The following is a 17,136-nucleotide window of genomic DNA, read 5'->3' as shown; positions in this document are numbered from 1 at the left end:
GCATCGACAAAAAGGCCGGCATTTGCCGGCCTTTTTGTTAGTGGAGTACGTCGTCGTCCAGATTAAAGAACTCGTATTCATTGAGTTCCTTTTTCAGGCGCCGCTCCTCCAGGCGATCTTCGATGCGATGGCGCATGTCCATGTTGAAAGCCCTGGAGCGCGCGCTGCGCTCTTCCTGCTCCTCATCGTCCATGTCGTCATCCAGAATATCGAAATCTTCGTTCATCAGCAGATCTTCCGAATCAAGGTCTTGCTCATTACGACGGTTACTCATGGTGGCCTCCTGTGTCTGACCTCCTCAAACAACCTGTTAATCGGCTAGTCAGGCCCGGAGTACCGGTTTCCTAACGTCCTCAGCGCCTATATATCTGCTGATTTTCTGCCTTACAAGTTTTTTTTTATTTCCGATGATGAGTGGTGGTGGCAGGCGCGCCCGACGGCGCCGGGGGCGTTGCCCCGGCCGCTGCAGACAATGCCGAATGTGATGGAGATCATACCTGGCTGCCGGATAGCAAAATCAGTCACTTAAGTGCTGGAATGCCCGGGCGCGGCTTTGTAAAGTGGAGCCAACGGGCCAACGCTATGTCTGTAACCGGCAGACTCTGGTCTGAAGGTTAGTGCGGCAAACATGCTTCAAGAAGCCTGCTCAACGCTCCGTTGAGGAATCATCCGCTGAGAGAATAAGAAGATGGCAGAACTGCTGATCATTATTGGGGTAAGTGGCTTTATCATCAGCACCCTGGGACTGATGCACGAGGCCGCCAGTCGGGGGCATAGCGCCCTGTTTTTTCTGGTGCCACTGGCAAGCCTGGGGCAGGTACAGCAGCACTGGGAAGAGTACCGGTGGTGGGCGCTGGGCCGTGTTGCGTCGCTGCTGACGGCCGCGGTTGGCGTTGCCTTGTTCCTGGCAACCGGACAAACCCTGTTGGAGCCGTCTACCCGGCAGAATCTGGCGGGCCAGGCTGGCCAGGTGTTGCGGGGCGATAATATGGCGTCCAGTACTTCTTTCGTGACCTCCGAGAAAGCGGCGTTGCTGGTGGTAGAGGGGCAGGGCAAAGCCCTCTCGGGGCGCCTGCACGGTCAACGGTTTCGCTATGATCGGGTGGCATTGATTGATGGCGTGCTGACCGCCAGTCAGGGGGAAGGCTTTCTTCCCGAGTTGGAAGTGCGCATTCTGCTGGGCTGGAATCCCCAAGACATTACCGAGCGCCGTTCATTGTTGGTGAACCCGTCCGATGAAGAGGCGCCGGTAGTGCATCTTTCCTGGAAGCCAGATGGCCAGGATTACCCGGAAACCCGTATCTTTTCCGGGGGCTACCGTCTGGAACTGGCCCTGGCCCCGCTGGATACCGGCCAGCTTTCCGGGTCCATGGTCCTTGTCATGCCGGACAGTTTCAAAAGCTACCTGGTCGGCGACTTCACGGCGTATTCCAACCACCTTCGTTATCGTAATGGGGAGGTTGATCTGCACTTCGATCACGATGATACCCTGGCCCATGTGGCCGAAGAGTATCTGGTGACCCAGTTCCCGGAGGGGCTGCTGGAATCCGTCAAGGCTGAGCATGTCCAGCTGAGGCGTGCCGAGGCCAGTGGTCAGGTAATGGCCCGGGTGGTGTTGACCAATGGTGCGGTGGAGCAACGGCATGTCCGCCTGGAGAAAAGCGAGGTTGGCTGGGCAGTGGTGCCGGGCTCGATGGAAACACGGGTGATTACACCACCGTCAGAGGGTGGCGCCACGCTGGTCACCCCCACCTTCGAGAAAGCGGCACCAGAACAGCCAAAGGCGCAGCCGCCGGTGGAAAAAACTTTCCCGGAGCTGATTGCTTATGTGGACAAGAAAGTGCTGCTGGAAACCCAAAGTGGTCGACAGCTTGATGGCGTACTACGACGGGTCAGCGGTAATCGTCTGTGGCTCGTCATGAATGTTGGCAGCGGCAATGTGGAGCGTAGTGTGTCAGACGAAGAGCTCAAATCCGTGACCTTGTCCAATGGACAGCGGATTGATCTGATCTCGGAGTCGGACACTGACAGTGAGGTGGTCATTGCCCCTGACAATGAGGCAGCGCCAGTCCAGCCTGAGCGGTTGCAGCAGGAGCAGCAGCCGGAAGAGGCCATTTCCGCCAAGCTCAGGGAATTGCGTGCCCTGGTCGGCAAATCCGTGACTATTACTGCCGCCGGGGTCGCTACACGGACAGGCATCCTGCAAGCGGTGAGCGAGGATCATTTGACCTTGAGTGTGGCGATGGGAGCAGGCAACATCGAATACTTCTATGACATGAACAGCATTCAAAAAGTTGAGGCGATACGTTGAAGATACTGATAACCGGAGGCAGTGGTTTTATCGGCCAGCATTTGTGCCGGCGCCTGGCGGCCCATGGGCACGAACTGGTTGTGCTCAGTCGGCGCCCGCGCCGGGCAGCCAAGGTGCTCCCGGAGGAAACCCGTATCGTGTCGAGCCTGGACGACATTGCCGATGATGATGCCATTGACGGTATCATCAACCTGGCCGGGGAAAGCCTGTTTGCCGGTCGCTGGACGGAGCGTCGCAAAAAGGTGCTGTTCGATTCCCGTATCGGTGTCACCCAGCAGCTGGTCAGCCTGGTGTCCCGGTTGCAGCGCAAGCCGGCAGTCATGGTATCCGGCTCGGCGGTGGGTTTTTATGGTGATGCGGGCAATGCGGAACTGACCGAAGACAGCTCTGCCCGCAAGCGTGACTTCGGATACCTGCTTTGCGATGCCTGGGAGCAATCGGCGCGACCGGTTTCCCGGCAGGGTGTTCGGCTTTGTCTGGTGCGCACCGGCATTGTGCTGGGGCGTGATGGCGGCATGCTGGGCAAGCTGCTGCCGGTTTACCGCCTTGGCCTTGGCGCCATGCTCGGCGACGGTAGCCAATGGCTGAGCTGGATCCATATTGATGACATGGTCGCGATTCTGGTCCGGGCGGTAGAGACCCCGGGGATCGATGGCGTGTTCAACGCGACTGCGCCTGGCCCTGTCACCCAGCGCGAGTTTCATCGCTCGCTGGCCAGTGCCGTGAAGCGTCCTGCTTTTTTGCGCGTCCCGTCAATCGCCTTGCGTACCGGGTTGGGTGAGCAGTCAGACATCCTGCTGGGTGGGCAGCGGGTCTATCCCCGTCGTCTGGAGCAGCAGGGTTTCGTGTTCCGCTTTCCGGATTTGCAGTCGGCCCTGGCCCAGCAGATCAAACGATGACCTTCCCAGGGCGCCTCTGAAAGACCGAGCTTGCAAGGCGTTACTCAGAGTCTCCCTGGCCCTTGAAAAAAGTCCGGCTGCCCCTATTACTCCCGGGTGATTAATGCCCATAGGAGTCAGCCGTGTCCGTAGAAAAACAAACCCATGGTTTTCAGGCAGAAGTCTCCCGCCTGTTACACCTGATGATTCATTCCCTGTACAGCAACCGGGAAATTTTTCTTCGCGAACTGATCTCCAATGCCTCGGATGCTTGCGACAAATTGCGTTTCAAGGCATTGGATGAGCCGTCCCTGCTCGAGTCCGGGAGTGACCCTGCCATCAGCCTGCGGATAGACAAGGCGGCGAGCACCCTGACCATTGCCGATAACGGTATTGGCATGAACCAGGAGGAAGTGATCGAGAACCTGGGCACGATCGCCCGTTCCGGCACCGAAAAATTCCTGGCCTCGCTCAGTGGTGATCAGAAGAAAGACGCCCAGCTCATCGGTCAGTTTGGTGTGGGTTTCTACTCCGCCTTCATTGTGGCCGATCGGGTAACCGTAGAAAGCCGTAAGGCCGGTACCGATGCGTCAGCGGGTGTGCGCTGGGAAAGCGATGGCCAGGGCGAGTTTACCGTAGAGACCATTGAGCGGGCCGAGCAGGGTACGGCGGTGATTCTGCATCTACGCAAGGATGCCCGTGAGTTTCTGGATGATTTCAAGGTTCGCCAGGTGGTTCACCAGTATTCGGATCATGTGGCATTTCCGATCACGCTTGTTACCCCGGGCGATGATGGGGAAGAGGAGAAAACCGAGACTCTCAATTCGGCCACGGCCCTGTGGCAGCGCCCTCGTCAGGAGATCAGTGATGAGGAGTACCAGAATTTCTACAAGCATATCAGCCATGATTTTCAGGATGCCCTGAGCTGGAGCCACAACAAGGTCGAGGGCAAGCTGGAATACACCAGTCTGCTTTATATCCCTGCCCGGGCGCCTTTTGATCTTTACCACCGCGATGCCAATCGTGGCCTTAAGCTCTATGTGCAACGCGTTTTCATCATGGATGATGCGGAGCAGTTCCTGCCGCAGTATCTGCGTTTTATCAAAGGGGTCATTGACGCGCCAAACCTGCCTCTGAACGTGAGCCGGGAGTTGCTGCAGGACTATGGTCCGGTACAGAAAATCCGTGCCGCCCTGACCAAGCGGGTGCTGCAGATGCTCAAGAAACTGGGTAAGGACGAGGAAAAATACGCCACCTTCTGGTCCCAGTTTGGTCAGGTTATCAAGGAAGGCATTGGCGAAGACCGGGACAATCAGCAGGCGATCGCTGCGCTGTTGCGGTTTGCCAGTAGCAAACAGCCAGGCAAGGCGGCCACCTCACTGGATCAGTATCTTGAGAACAAACCCGCGGATCAGGACAAGATCTATTATCTGCTTGCCGACAGTCCATCCGCGGCGGAAAACAGTCCGCACCTGGAAGTATTCCGCAAGAAGGGCATTGAGGTGTTGTTACTCAGCGACCCGGTGGATGAGTGGATGGTCAGCTACCTGGACAGCTATCAGGACGTGAAGCTGGTCAATGCGGCCCGTGGCGAGCTGGATCTGGGGGATCAGGAGGAAAAAGCGGATAACGATAATCCGTTGATTGCCCGCCTGGGATCCACCCTGGCTGAACGGGTAGAAGCGGTCCGCGCCACCTCACGCCTGGTGGATTCCCCCGCATGTCTGGTGTTGGCCGAAGATCAGCTGGGGCCGCAAATGCGCCGCATGCTGGAAGCTGCCGGTCAGCCGGTACCGGAAAACAAGCCGGTGCTGGAGGTGAATCTGGATCACGGTCTGTTGCAGGCGTTGGCAGGGATGGAAGAGGGCGAACGGTTTGACGATCTGGCCGCACTGCTGCTGGACCAGGCCATGCTGGCGGAAGGGCAGTTGCCCAAGGACCCGGCGGCCACCGCACGACGCCTGCAGGAGCTTCTTGTCAGAGCGTTGTGATAGCCCCCTTTAGGAGCGCTGACTATTCGCTTCGCTCACCCCTTCGGGGCTGCCTTGCAGGCGTTCCTTCGCTTCGCTTGGTGAGGCGCGAACCGAGCGTAGCGAGGACAGCGGTATCTTTGCCTTGTCCTTTCTATTGGCACATGTTGAGCTCTGACAGGCTTGATCGCCTGCGGCGATTTCCTCGCTGGCGCGAGGTTCGCGCCTCAAGAGGCGTTATTCGCTTCGCTCACCCTTCGGGCTGCACTCCGTGCATTACTCCGCTGCGCTGCGTTCCTACAGGTGGTTTCGATCCAGGCTTGATGAGGCTTCCGTTGTCTCTGCTTCGATGGGCGCTTATGATGCCTCAAAAGCTGCTATACAAGGCGTTCCGTATGGAGCAGGAAAGACATAACGCAACAATTCTCGGCGGTGGCAGCTTTGGCACCGCCATGGCCAGTATCCTGGCCGCCAACGGTCATCGAGTGAATATCTGGGTGCGAGACCCGGAAACCGCTGCCGCGATCAATATGGACCGCGAGAACAGCCGTTATCTGCCCGGCGCAGAACTGCCCGCCGGAGTGAACGCCACTGATAGCCTGGAAGAGGCCTTGCACCAGGCCTCTCTGGTGTTTGTGGCGATCCCCAGCAAGGCGTTCGTTGAGGTTTTGCGTCAAGCGAAAGAGTGGGTCCCCGCCGATACCCTGGCCATCAGTTGTACCAAAGGCATATATGCAGAAGGTTTTCTGCTGATGAGCGAAGTGCTTCAGCAGGAGTGGCCCCACGCGCGAATCGGTGCTCTCAGTGGTCCCAATCTGGCAAAGGAAATCGTGGAGCAGAAGTTCAGTGGTACCGTGGTGGCAAGCCCGGATGAGACGCTTTGCCAAGTGGTGCAGACAGCCCTCAGCTGCGATTACTTTCGGGTTTATGACAACCCGGATATCTACGGCGTGGAGCTTGGTGGCGCGTTAAAGAATATTTATGCAGTGGCGTCCGGCATGGCTGCGGCCATCGGCGTCGGTGAAAACAGCCGCAGCTTCATGATTACCCGCGCCCTGGCGGAAATGAGCCGTTTTGCTGTGGAGCTGGGTGCCAACCCGATGACGTTCCTGGGTCTTTCAGGGGTGGGGGATTTGATTGCCACCTGTAGCTCCTCCCTGTCCCGCAACTATCAGGTGGGGTTCCAGCTGGGGCAGGGCAAGACCCTGGAAGAGGCGATAGAAAGCCTTGGCCAGACCGCAGAGGGTATCAATACCATCAAACTGGTGGCGGACAAGGCCGCCGAGCTGGGGGTCTACATGCCGTTGGCCACGGCGCTCTACCAGATCGTCTACCATGGCCAGCCACTGGAACTGGTAATCCAGCAGCTGATGAGTGGGGAATACAAGCACGATGTGGAGTTCCAACTGGCGGGACCCGGGTTGTGAGGTTGTATCTCAGCCGACATGGCCAGGCTGTTTCCCAGGCCCCCACCGATGCTGAGCGGCCATTGACCGAAACCGGCAGGGCAGCCTTGCTGGCGCATTGGCAGCAGATGCGCAGCAGCGGCATTACCGTTTCAGCGCTGATTGCCAGTCCTTATGTGCGGGCCCAGCAGACGGCTGACTGTATCCAGCAGGTCTATGGTGATCTGCCACGAGTCACCTGTGAGCAGTTGGTTCCGGATGCCCACCCCGGAGAGCTGTTCGATTGGCTGCTTGCGAATCCCCCCGCGGAGAATACCGCGCTGGTCAGTCATATGCCGTTAGTGGCGCAGCTGACGGCAAGCTGGACCGGTTCCGCAGAGCGTATTGGTTTCAATGTGGGAACGGTCGCCAGCCTGGATGTGGACGTGGCTGCCGCAGGGGGTGCCCGACTGTTGTGGCTGCGTAGCCCGGGAGAGGCGGTGGCTGGCCGCTGATCCGCCAAACGCTACCCCTGATAACACACTCTCTACCGTTCGCCGTAATCCGCTGGTCAGGCCCGTTGTGATTGTCCTAGTCTGACCCTGATGGCACCGGAACGCATGGCAGACTCCTGAAGGGTGTCATCGGAACCACCTAAGGGGGGGAATGCGATGTCTCCTTGCGTCGCATCAACTTAGGCAGATCCTAGAGCACCAACCCGTGTTGGTGCTTTTTTTATGTCCGCAGTATTGTCCGTTATTCCCTGACCCGTCAGCGACGAAGCTTACAGCGCCTTGTGCGGCAAGGATTCATGAGGTGTGCTAACCCGATTCGGATTCCGGCTCCCAGGCCAGCCTCTCGATGGGTTGGCCATCGGCAGCCACCAGGTTTAGCTGCATTGGCAGGCGGCCCAGGAACGCCAGATCATCGGACTGGCGAAGTTCCTTGAGATACTGTTTTACCCGGCCGCTGATCCAGGGGTGCAGGGTCGCTTTGATCGTGACGCTCTTGCAGCGTGAGCCTCTTTGTTGATGCCAGTCCTGAAGGGCGGAGCGCAGTACCGGGAAATGAGACTGGAATTGCTCGAAGTCGTCGGCAACCAGATAGATGTCGTACTGGTAGAGATTGCCTCTCCAGCTCATTCCCGCCTTGGTTTCCTTGAGTCGCAGGCGAGGCGCCAGGGCACCGTTGATGCCCGTTTCCTGTGGCCGGTAGCGGGCCCGTTCCCGGGTGTAATGTTCCGGTGACTCCAGATTATCGAGCAGCTCGGTAATGGCGGTGCCACTTTGTGGTCGGTCCGCGGGCGACTTGGCCAGTAACTGGCGGAGTAACGGCTGATAGTGGCGGAGTTTGACCGGTAGCAGGGGAATGGGCTCGCGCTGATGGGCCTGGGCCATGGCGCTGGCATCATCCCCCGTGTAGGGCGGCTTGCCAGTGAGCATTTCGTAGAATACGCAGCCCAGAGAGTAAAGATCGGATTGTGGTGTCAAAGGCTGGCGGCGATGCTGCTCCGGGCTCATGTATTTGGGCGTGCCCATGACGCTGGTGCTGCCGGTGACGGAGGTATCACGAAGGATGTTTGCGGCGATACCGAAATCCATCAACAGGGCAGAGCCGTCGGCCCGGAACATCACATTGTCCGGCTTCACATCCCGGTGAATAAAACCGTGCTGGCCGGCATAGTCCAGTGCGCCGGCCAACTGACGGAGAACCGTCTCAGCCTGCCGGGGCTCCAGCCCGTCCCGGATGCGCTGTTTCAGGCTGCCCCCGGTGACGTACTCCATGCTCAGATAATAATAGCCCTCGTGTTCGCCCACATCGTAAACCGGCACGATATGCGGGTGATTAAGGCTGGCAACGGTGCGGGCTTCCTGCATGAAGCGCTCGGCAAAACTCGGCTCCAGGGCAAGGGAGGGGGAGAGAATCTTGATGGCAACCTGGCGTTCGAAGGAATGCTGTGTTGCCAGAAACACATGGGCCATTCCGCCCTTGCCAAGGCGCTCGGTAATGCGGTATCCGGGAAGTCTGATGGCCATGCTGTTTTTTCGGGTCGTCCTGACCGTTTGTTGTGGGGCCCGTTTACTCGGGCGGCTCGCCGTAAAGCGCTTTCATCTCGGCTTCCGAGCGACGGGCCTGGGCCAGTTTCGCTTCCAGCCGCTTCTTCTGTTGGTCAAGGCTGAGGAAAAAGCTGACCTTGCTTTGCAACAGTTGAGGATCGATGGGCTTGAACAGATAGTCTACGGCACCACTGCGATAACCTTGCTGCACAAAGCGTGTTTCTTTCGAGATGGCAGTCACAAAAATGATCGGCACAGTCTGGGTACGCTGGTGAGAGCGCATGATATCTGCCACCTCAAAACCGTCCATTTCCGGCATTTGTACGTCCAGCAGAACCAGGGCGTAATCGTGCTTGAGCAGCTTGGCCAGGGCGGCATTGCCACTGGTGACACTGTCCAGATCGCAGTCCATGTCTTCCAGCACAACTTCCAAAGCGACCAGATTCTGCGGGGTATCATCCACAAGCAGAATGCGGGAGCGAGGCAGTTGCAGATTGTCGTCGCTGGATTCGGTGTTGGTGCTCATGCTGTGATCCGGTTGGCGTAGCCGCTGAGACTTTAGTCCTAGACGATGGTATCAACTTTTTTCGGGGCCGTCTTGCTCTTCCAGCTTCCATTGTTGCACGGCTATCTGGGCTTTTACCTGCTCCAGCACATCCATCAGGGTATCGCGGATCAATTGATCCAGCTGCTCCCCTTCGCCCTTGGCGGCGCCGATCAGGTCATGCAGCAGTTGCTCCAGTTGTTGCCGGTTGGCCGGTGAGGCCAGGTCGTCGACCAGCTGGTCCACAAAGGCGGTACCGGTTTCCCGGACGGCTTCGCCAAGCAGTGCGATGGCGCGGGGCCCGGCGACCGGTATGGCCGCCAACCGCTTGCCCGCCTGGGTGCGTGTCAGTGATTCGTCGGTAAGATGCGCGAAATATTCCGCCAGTTGATCCCGGTACTGGCCGTGGCTTTTCTGGGTAGCATCGGCGATGCGCGTGGCGATGAAACTGACCAGTTTGTCCTGGCGTGGGGCCAGCACCTGGGACTCAATGCGATGAAGCAGGGGGCTGCCACCCCCAATTTCCCGTTGCGCGCCGCTCAGGACATTGATCACTACCCGGTCAGAAATCTCCTCCACCACAATGTTGTAGTACTTGAGAATGGTCTGGCCCAGCCAGGTTTGCGAGAGGTCGATGATTCCCATGCGCTGCAAGCGCATGAGCAGGCCAACCACCCTCAGGATCCGCAACCAGCGGAAGCTGCCCACCGGGATACAACCAAGCAGGTCGTACCAGTGGGCAAAGGGATAGAAAAACCAGCGGTGGTAGGTGCCCCTGGCAATGGCGACGATCCAGCGGATCACGAACTCCGTCAGGTAGACGGCCACGAAACAGAGGTCGTAGAACAGGACGTTGCTGTGAATCGTGTCCCGGTAGAAAGCATGAAACCCTGGCGTCATCCCGGCCAGGAATTCCTGGACAGGGGGAACCTGGAAAAGCCAGTCAAATAGGATCAGCCCGAGGTTGAGTATCACCAGACCGATCATGAACAGGTCGATGATAAAACCGAGGGTATCCAGATTGAGCTTGAGCTTTTCCGGGTACAATTTGATTTTCATGGTTCAACCGCGAAACCGTGCCCAGACCGGGCAGTGATCAGAGGGCTTTTCCATGCCGCGTAGCTCGTAGTCAACGCCGGTGCTGTCCAGTTTTTCCAGCAACGGCGCGGTGGCCAGCACCGTATCAATGCGCAGGCCCCGGCGTGGTTCTCGCTCGAACCCCCGGGAGCGATAATCAAACCAGGAAAAAATATCATCGGTGTGCGGATTCTGATGCCGGAAAGTGTCAGTCAGACCCCAGTCAATCAGGCGCTGCCACCATTCCCGTTCCTCCGGCAGGAAGCTGGTTTTGCCTTCGCGAAGCCAGCGTTTACGGTTGGCCTCGCCGATGCCGATATCCCGATCGGTGGAGGAAATATTGAAATCGCCCATCACCGCCACCTGCTCGCCGGGTTGGTGATGGCTATCCAGGTATTGCTGCAAGTCCTGGTAGAACTTTTCCTTGGCAGGAAATTTGGTCGGGTGCTCGCGGTTTTCCCCCTGGGGGAAATAACCATTGAGTACCGTTATGGCAGAGCCATCGGTGTGCCGCAGGGTGCCGATGATCATACGACGTTGGGCGTCTTCCTCGTCGGAGGGGAAGCCGTACTGCACGGATTCAAGAGGCTCACGGGTTATCAGTGCCACGCCATAATGGCCTTTCTGCCCGAAATAGTAAGGGTGGTAACCCATGTCGCGGACAGCCTGTTCGGGAAATTCCGGGTCATGGACCTTGGTTTCCTGCAGGCCGATAACGGCCGGCTGATATTTATCGATGACGGCCTGCAATTGGTGCAGACGGGCGCGAATACCATTGATGTTGAATGAAATCAGGGTCATGGAGCCTCCTTTGTGCCGGCATTGTACACCAACAAAAGATGGCGAAGGCAGGCAACGCTGTGGCGTTTTCGGACATGGTCGAGGGTGAACAGATGGGGCTATGATGTCTCTTTTTATTCGATCCGCAACCCAGGGAGACACCATGTCAGCAGTTTCTGCCGGTCGCCAGACGCTGGTCTTCGCCCACGCCAACGGTATACCCGGACACAGTTACGACACCTTCCTGGCGCCATTGGCGGATGAATTTGATATCACCATCATCGATCGCCTGGGCCACAACCCGGCGTATCCGGTGGATACGGGTTGGCACAGTCTGAGCCTGGAGTTGGAAGCCAGCCTGGCATCGTTGCCCAAGCCGTTGGTTGGCGCAGGACACTCGCTGGGTTCGGTGGTGATGTATCTGGTCGCGCAACGGCGGCCGGAGTGGTTTTCCGCGCTGATTATGCTGGACCCACCGATGATGAATGGCTGGCACGGGACCTTGATGCAGGTGGCCAAGCTGACCGGCATGATTGACCGGGTAACCCCGGCGGGCAAAAGCAAGGGCCGCCTGGATTACTGGCCGAATTGGGACGCCGTGGAAAGTTACTTTTCCACGCGTGGCCTGTTCAGGGCCTTTGATCCCCGTTGCCTGGCAGATTATTTGCGTGCGGGTCTGGAGCCTTGGGAGGGCGGTTGGCGATTGCGTTTTCGCCCGGAGGTGGAAGTCGATATTTTTCGCCATACCCCTACGACTGCCACCCGTATGCCAAGGCTGAAAGTGCCGGGGGCGATTATCACCGGCAAGGGATCGCCATCTCCCTTCCTCGACAGTGCCAGGCGGCATGTGCGCCGTCACGGCATGCTTCACCGCATTGCAGAGGGATCGCACATGTATCCACTGGAGAAGCCTGAACAGACCCTGGCCCTGTTCCGTGAAACCCTGCAAACGCTTCAGCAGGGGGAGGCGAGTTAATGGCTGCAAAAGAGAAGAAATTTCACGTTTTCGGACAAACCCTGGCTGCCCTCAGCTGGGACGGCCAGGGTGAGCCGGTGTTGGCTCTGCATGGCTGGCTGGATAACGCCGCGTCCTTTATGCCGCTGGCAACACAGTGGCAGCGTCCCATGGTGGCCCTGGATTTCTCCGGCCATGGTCATTCTGATCATCGTCCGGATGGCGTAGTGACGCACCTGGTGGACCATGTGCGCGATGTGCTGGCTGTGGCCGATCAACTTGGCTGGCAGCGATTCACTCTGGTGGGACATTCCATGGGAGCCGGGATTGCCTGTCTGTTTGCCGCGGCATTGCCGGAACGGGTCTCCCGGTTGGTATTGATTGAAGGGCTGGGGCCTCCCACCACCCCCGCTGAAGATGTGGCCAAAACCCTGCGCAAGGCACTGGATGACATGATGGCGCTGGCCGACAAGCGCAAACCGGTGTACACGGAGATTGCCGATGCGGTCGAGGCTCGCACCCGGGGTTTTGGAGGCTTGAGTCGGGATGCATCCGCATTACTGAGCGAGCGGGGTTTAATGCCGGTGGACGGTGGCTGGACCTGGCGGGCGGACAGCCGCCTGCGGCTTACCTCATCGCTGCGGCTCACTGAAGAACAGGTGGAGGGGTTTGTGCGTGCCATTCAGGCCCCCGTCTGCCTGATTCTTGGCGAGCAGGGGATGGGGGGCAACGGTATGTTTGATCACCGTCTTGAGTGGCTGTCGAATGCCACGGTGGTGCGCTTGCCGGGCCGACATCATTTGCATATGGAAGCCCCGAAAGAGGTGGCGCATGCAATGAATGTTTTTCTTGATAACAACAACGGTTGACTGACCAAAAGCACCAGACCGGATCGGGCTGATATCTGAAAGGGTCATGTATTGACTTGCTGAGGAAGGCTAAGCTTCGGGAAAAACACATTTGAGGAGCGCGTTACGATGAAAGTGGTTGAGGTTGCCTCGCTGACCGAATACGTAGGAAAGGAATTGGGCGCGTCTGATTGGTTTCAGATCGATCAGGACAGAATTAACGCTTTCGCCGATGCGACTCTGGATCATCAGTTTATTCATGTGGATCCTGAACAGGCAAAGAACACCCCGTTTGGCACCACCATTGCCCATGGTTATCTGACCCTGTCCCTGCTGCCTTACCTGCAAGCGTCCATCGACGATTTTCTTATGCCCAAGGGCATGAAAATGGCAATGAACTATGGCTTCGACAAGCTGCGGTTCATGGCTCCGGTAAAAGAGGGGAAGCGGGTTCGTGCCGTGGCGACCCTGCTGGATGCGAAAGAAAAACGCGATGGCCAGTGGTTGCTGACTTTTTCCTTTACCGTTGAGATTGAAGGCGAAGACAAACCCGCACTCATTGCAGAATGGTTGTTGATGTACTTCGTCTGACCGAAAAATCCCTTCCAATAGTCGTATCCCCCTCTCCTGGTCAGGCCTGTCGTGTTGCGCGCGTCAGGCCTGTTTTTTTCGCTCGGGCGGGTTTAAATTCCTGTCATCGTTTGCCGTGCAAAGTTCGGGTTCTACACAAGGTTGATCAAATAAGCTGCTGATTTGGCTCAGTTTGATTTTCTGTTTTGGCCACTTTTGCTGCTGGCAAAAGACCGCATTTCGACGTACTGTAAGGGGGAACTTTCGTAGTAGGGCGAGTTTGCCGCCACCCTTTTATCAGGGCTTTCCCATGTTGCATCGTCCCCGACAATGGCTTCGCCGTCTGGTAGACAACCGATCTGCCATACGCCGCGATTTGCGCCTCAGCCTGACCCATGCGGCGGATATCCCGCGCATGGTGCTGCCTGTTGGCCGCGAGCCGGGTATCCGCTCGGAACTGGCCTGGTCGTCTTATACCAGCCGCGGTGAAGCGGTATTCTCGCTACTACAGTTGTTGGTGCCTGCCACGCGCGAATCCATCAGCCAGGGTACCCTGGTGTGTCATCCTCCGAGAGCTACCGCTGAAGCCCGTTCTTCACGCTGGTTCTTTATCAATGGCATGGGCACAGCGGGACCGGTGGCATTGCTCAATGCCAGCGAGATCGCGCGTATTTTCCGACGTCCGGTCCACCTGATTCATACTCCCACCTGGGGGCTGATTCGCGATGTGGCGGAATCCATCACTGCGCGGACGTTGCGCAAGGATGGCAAGTTGTCCCGCCCGGCACTGAATATCCTCGTGGAAGCACTGGAACACAACGATCAGGTGGTACTGCTCTGCCACTCTCAGGGCACCATTGTGGCCAGCTATATCGTTCGTAAACTGCTCCGCCACCCCAGTGCCCGGGAACTGGTCAAGAAGCTGGAAATCTATTGCATCGGCGGCGTGGCTGACAGTCTGGAAATTGATCCGCAACTGACCCTGGCGGCAGGACATCCCGTGCCCTATGTGGAGCACTTTGCCAACGGCCGCGATTATCTGGCGCAGATCGGCATTCTCTCGCATCTGGACAGTACCGCCGGGACCGTTTACTGCCTTGCTGATCGACCGGGCCATCTTCTCAACGAGCATTATTTGCCAGCCATTGCGCGCGGTGATTTCTGCCAGCGCCGCTCCCGGCTTTACGGGTATGTGCGAGGACGGGAACCCGGCCCCAAAGGGGCGCTGTCTGTATTCAACAAGGAAGTGAAATTACATGGATAACAATAACAAACCGGTACTGTTGTTTGTCGATGACTCCAAGGTGATGCGTCTGGCAGCCGACAAGATGCTGGGCAGGGAATTTCGCGTGGAGGTTGCGGAAAACGGGGTCGCAGCCTGGGAGATGATCTGCCATAACCCGAGCATCAGCGTGGTCTTTTCGGATCTGGCCATGCCGGAGATGGATGGCTTTACGCTACTGAAAAAAATCCGCACCAACGAGGATGACGGCATTGCCGGGTTACCGGTGATTATCGTCACCGGTGCCGAGAATGATGAGGAAGCGCGTAGCGAAGCCCTGCGGCTGGGGGGGACCGATTTTATCAGCAAGCCGTTCAATTCCACCGACTTGTTGGCCCGCGCGCGCGCCCATGCCCATTATCAGCGTGAGCGCAAGGAGCTGGTCCGCCAGGCCATGATCGATCCGTTAACCCGGCTTGGCAACCGTCGCTATCTGCAACATCGCCTGCGTCAGGAGCTGGCACTGGCCAGTCGGCAGCAAATCCCCCTGTCGGTTGTGCAACTGGAGATTTACCAATTCAATCAACTTTTCGTACAGCTCGGTAAACGCAGAATCGATATGGTGCTGATGAAAATGGCGCAGCTGATGCGGGGAGTGGTGCGCAAGGAAGATTCGCTGGCGAGAAGCAGCGTGGCCCAGTTCACCATTCTGCTGCCCAGTGCCGGGGCGAATGGTGCGCAGCGATTTGTGGAGCGAGCGTTGAAAGTCAGTGAGAAACTGGCCTTCCAGTTCCGTGGCAAACCGCAGCAGCTGCCTTTGTCGGTGGTGATCCACACGCCCACCGCGCACACCGGCCTGATACCTCGTCAAGTACAGGCGGTACTGGATCAACAAATGAAGAAGGCCCGTCTGGCGGGGCCCGGAGCAGTGGTGACGGATGGTCCCGACGAGCCTCTGGCCACCGCCCGGGCGGTGCCCTCGATAACCATAGAGCAGGCACTCACCCTGTTGCGGGCAGGCAAGTCCCGTGTGGTGGTGAATGCATTGCCGGATTTGAAACGCCAGCTGGCGCCACTGCTGAAACTGATAGAGCAGACGCCGGCGGGTCAGGAGACAGCATGAAGGTAATGGTTGACCGGGAATTTCCTGTCGGCGTGGACCGGCTTTATGAAATTCTCACCAGCAAGGCCTATTTCGAACAGCGTTTCGAGTGGGGCAAGGTAAATGACTACCGTTTCCAGGCATTTCAGGATACCGCGGAAGGGTTGTTGATACAGATCGTTCAGCCGATCCAGATTCGCACGGACAAGGTGCCGTCATTTGCGCGGCGGTTGCTGCCTGGTCAGGCAGATCTGTTAACCGAGTTTCTCTGGCAGAGCACGGGGCAGCCGGGATCTTATCAGGCCCGCTATCGCTTTCAGCTTGGTAATGTTCCGTTAAAGATCAGTGGGACCATGCGGCTCAGCGCTGACAGTGAAAACCAGTCGATTCAACAAACCCAGGTGGAAATCACCTCATCGGTTCCGCTGGTGGGCAAGAAACTGGTGGATCTGGTGGCCCCCAAAATTGATGACGCACTGGCCGGGGATTACCGGCACACCCTGCGTTATGTGGAGCAGTTCGCCTGACAGTCAGCCGTTGCGAGACGCGGGATTCGGGTCACAAAACCGGCACAGGGCCCAGGATCCTCGCAAGCCCCCTGCGGTTCCGGCGCTTGTCTCCCTAGCGCCGGTATTTGGCGCCCAATGCCCGTAAGCCTCGCTCCCAGCGTTCCCTGAACCAGCGTTTGCGTCGCCACTTGCTCCGGGTGTGGCCCGAGGCAATGTGCAGGGCGCTGTCACTGTCCAGTGCCCGCAGAATTTGCTGGCTGAGTTCCTGGCGGGTGACCGGGCTGCGGGCAAGCTTGCGTTGGAAGCGGGCGTCGCTGAGCGGGTCCGTGGCGCACAGGTTATTGGCCTGTTCCGCATACAGGGGAATCACCACGGTGGTTACCTGGATACCGCTGCTGTGCAATTCGCTGTTAAGACTTTCTCCCATTGCCACGATGGCGGCGCTGGCGGCGCTTTGTGCCGCAGCCAGCGGGCCCGGCAGAATGCCGTATTCCGGCACCACATTGAGAATCCTGCCGCCTTCCTGGCGGTGCATGGCGCTGATCGCACTCTGACACAGGTTCACCGTATCCATCAGTTGCTCATCCAGCACCCGCTGCCAATGGGAGGCCTGGGTGGCCTCGAAGGGCCCCAGGGTCAGCGGGGCCGGCAGGTTGATGACGGTGTCCAGTTGCTGCCAGCGACGTAAAACCCGCTCCACGCCCCGTTGCCGGTCTCGGGCGCTGCCGGGCAGGCAGTCCAGGAAAAGGGCTTCCCGGCCGTTACCGTGCAGGTCGGCACACAGCTGGTTTCCGAGCTGCCCATCAGCGTCTGCCAGGGCCACCCGAAAATGCGCTGCGGCGTCACTGACCAGGGTCTGGCCAAGCTCGGAACAGGCATTGCTGATAAGCAGGGTAGGCTGATGTTTCAAGGGATCTCCGCGGCAAAT

At 58.2% G+C, this 17,136-nt stretch carries 17 protein-coding genes; 11 read left to right on the top strand and 6 right to left on the bottom strand.

Annotated elements, in window-relative coordinates:
* Window positions 1–37: 37 nt before the first annotated feature.
* Entirely contained in the window at window positions 38–274 is a 237-nt protein-coding gene (locus C4S63_RS05715) for a PA3496 family putative envelope integrity protein (RefSeq protein ID WP_062816179.1), read from the bottom strand.
* Window positions 275–688: 414 nt separating this feature from the next.
* Here C4S63_RS05715 and C4S63_RS05710 point away from each other — a divergent pair, with 414 nt between their 5' ends.
* The 5 genes from C4S63_RS05710 to sixA all read left to right on the top strand — a co-directional run bounded on the left by C4S63_RS05710 (window position 689) and on the right by sixA (window position 7,059).
* Window positions 689–2,311, top strand: a complete 1,623-nt coding sequence (locus C4S63_RS05710) for a hypothetical protein (RefSeq protein WP_103916961.1) — start codon at window positions 689–691, stop codon at window positions 2,309–2,311.
* Window positions 2,308–3,210 (top strand): TIGR01777 family oxidoreductase, encoded by a 903-nt coding sequence (locus C4S63_RS05705; RefSeq protein WP_062816177.1) that lies wholly within the window; start codon window positions 2,308–2,310, stop codon window positions 3,208–3,210. The genes C4S63_RS05710 and C4S63_RS05705 overlap by 4 nt, the downstream gene beginning before the upstream one ends.
* A gap of 122 nt (window positions 3,211–3,332) precedes the next feature.
* Entirely contained in the window at window positions 3,333–5,180 is a 1,848-nt protein-coding gene (gene htpG / locus C4S63_RS05700) for a molecular chaperone HtpG (protein WP_103916960.1), read from the top strand.
* Between the two features lie 374 nt (window positions 5,181–5,554).
* Window positions 5,555–6,586: an NAD(P)H-dependent glycerol-3-phosphate dehydrogenase gene (locus C4S63_RS05695; RefSeq protein WP_062816175.1), complete on the top strand. Its 1,032-nt coding sequence runs from the start codon at window positions 5,555–5,557 to the stop codon at window positions 6,584–6,586.
* The gene (gene sixA, locus C4S63_RS05690; RefSeq protein ID WP_062816174.1) at window positions 6,583–7,059 is read left to right on the top strand and encodes a phosphohistidine phosphatase SixA; all 477 of its coding nucleotides are present in this window, start codon (window positions 6,583–6,585) and stop codon (window positions 7,057–7,059) included. The genes C4S63_RS05695 and sixA overlap by 4 nt, the downstream gene beginning before the upstream one ends.
* Window positions 7,060–7,365: 306 nt before the next feature.
* Here sixA and C4S63_RS05685 read toward each other — a convergent pair whose 3' ends face one another.
* The 4 genes from C4S63_RS05685 to xthA are packed head-to-tail and all read right to left on the bottom strand — an operon-like array spanning window position 7,366 to window position 11,023.
* Entirely contained in the window at window positions 7,366–8,580 is a 1,215-nt protein-coding gene (locus tag C4S63_RS05685; RefSeq protein ID WP_200819508.1) for a serine/threonine-protein kinase, read from the bottom strand.
* 43 nt (window positions 8,581–8,623) lie between these two features.
* On the bottom strand, window positions 8,624–9,127 hold the full coding sequence (locus C4S63_RS05680) for a two-component system response regulator (protein WP_062816172.1): 504 nt from the start codon (window positions 9,125–9,127) through the stop codon (window positions 8,624–8,626).
* A gap of 51 nt (window positions 9,128–9,178) precedes the next feature.
* Window positions 9,179–10,204, bottom strand: a complete 1,026-nt coding sequence (locus C4S63_RS05675) for an ion transporter (protein WP_103916959.1) — start codon at window positions 10,202–10,204, stop codon at window positions 9,179–9,181.
* Window positions 10,205–10,207: 3 nt separating this feature from the next.
* Entirely contained in the window at window positions 10,208–11,023 is an 816-nt protein-coding gene (xthA, locus tag C4S63_RS05670) for an exodeoxyribonuclease III (protein WP_062816170.1), read from the bottom strand.
* A 142-nt stretch (window positions 11,024–11,165) separates the two neighbouring features.
* Here xthA and C4S63_RS05665 point away from each other — a divergent pair, with 142 nt between their 5' ends.
* The 6 genes from C4S63_RS05665 to C4S63_RS05640 all read left to right on the top strand — a co-directional run bounded on the left by C4S63_RS05665 (window position 11,166) and on the right by C4S63_RS05640 (window position 16,226).
* Window positions 11,166–11,978 (top strand): alpha/beta fold hydrolase, encoded by an 813-nt coding sequence (locus C4S63_RS05665; RefSeq protein ID WP_103916958.1) that lies wholly within the window; start codon window positions 11,166–11,168, stop codon window positions 11,976–11,978.
* Window positions 11,978–12,826 (top strand): alpha/beta fold hydrolase, encoded by an 849-nt coding sequence (locus C4S63_RS05660; protein WP_103916957.1) that lies wholly within the window; start codon window positions 11,978–11,980, stop codon window positions 12,824–12,826. Before C4S63_RS05665 ends, C4S63_RS05660 begins: the two co-directional genes overlap by 1 nt.
* A 108-nt stretch (window positions 12,827–12,934) precedes the next feature.
* On the top strand, window positions 12,935–13,396 hold the full coding sequence (locus C4S63_RS05655) for a MaoC family dehydratase (protein ID WP_103916956.1): 462 nt from the start codon (window positions 12,935–12,937) through the stop codon (window positions 13,394–13,396).
* Window positions 13,397–13,685: 289 nt separating this feature from the next.
* Window positions 13,686–14,639 carry a hypothetical protein gene (locus C4S63_RS05650; protein WP_063509469.1) on the top strand — a complete coding sequence of 318 codons (954 nt, stop codon included), beginning with the start codon at window positions 13,686–13,688 and terminating at the stop codon, window positions 14,637–14,639.
* Window positions 14,632–15,720, top strand: coding sequence for a diguanylate cyclase domain-containing protein (locus C4S63_RS05645; RefSeq protein ID WP_103916955.1), 1,089 nt, complete (start codon window positions 14,632–14,634; stop codon window positions 15,718–15,720). Before C4S63_RS05650 ends, C4S63_RS05645 begins: the two co-directional genes overlap by 8 nt.
* Complete coding sequence (locus C4S63_RS05640; RefSeq protein WP_103916954.1) at window positions 15,717–16,226, top strand: DUF2505 domain-containing protein; 510 nt, start codon at window positions 15,717–15,719, stop codon at window positions 16,224–16,226. The genes C4S63_RS05645 and C4S63_RS05640 overlap by 4 nt, the downstream gene beginning before the upstream one ends.
* 94 nt (window positions 16,227–16,320) lie before the next feature.
* Here the strand turns inward: C4S63_RS05640 and C4S63_RS05635 are convergent, their stop codons facing one another.
* Window positions 16,321–17,118, bottom strand: a complete 798-nt coding sequence (locus C4S63_RS05635) for an SDR family NAD(P)-dependent oxidoreductase (RefSeq protein WP_103916953.1) — start codon at window positions 17,116–17,118, stop codon at window positions 16,321–16,323.
* Between the last annotated feature and the right edge of the window lie 18 nt (window positions 17,119–17,136).

The organism is Alcanivorax sp. DSM 26293, from assembly GCF_900107995.1.
GTDB lineage: Bacteria > Pseudomonadota > Gammaproteobacteria > Pseudomonadales > Alcanivoracaceae > Alcanivorax.
The sequence above is the reverse complement of the archived record's forward strand: the minus strand, read 5'-3'. Positions and strand labels throughout refer to the sequence as shown.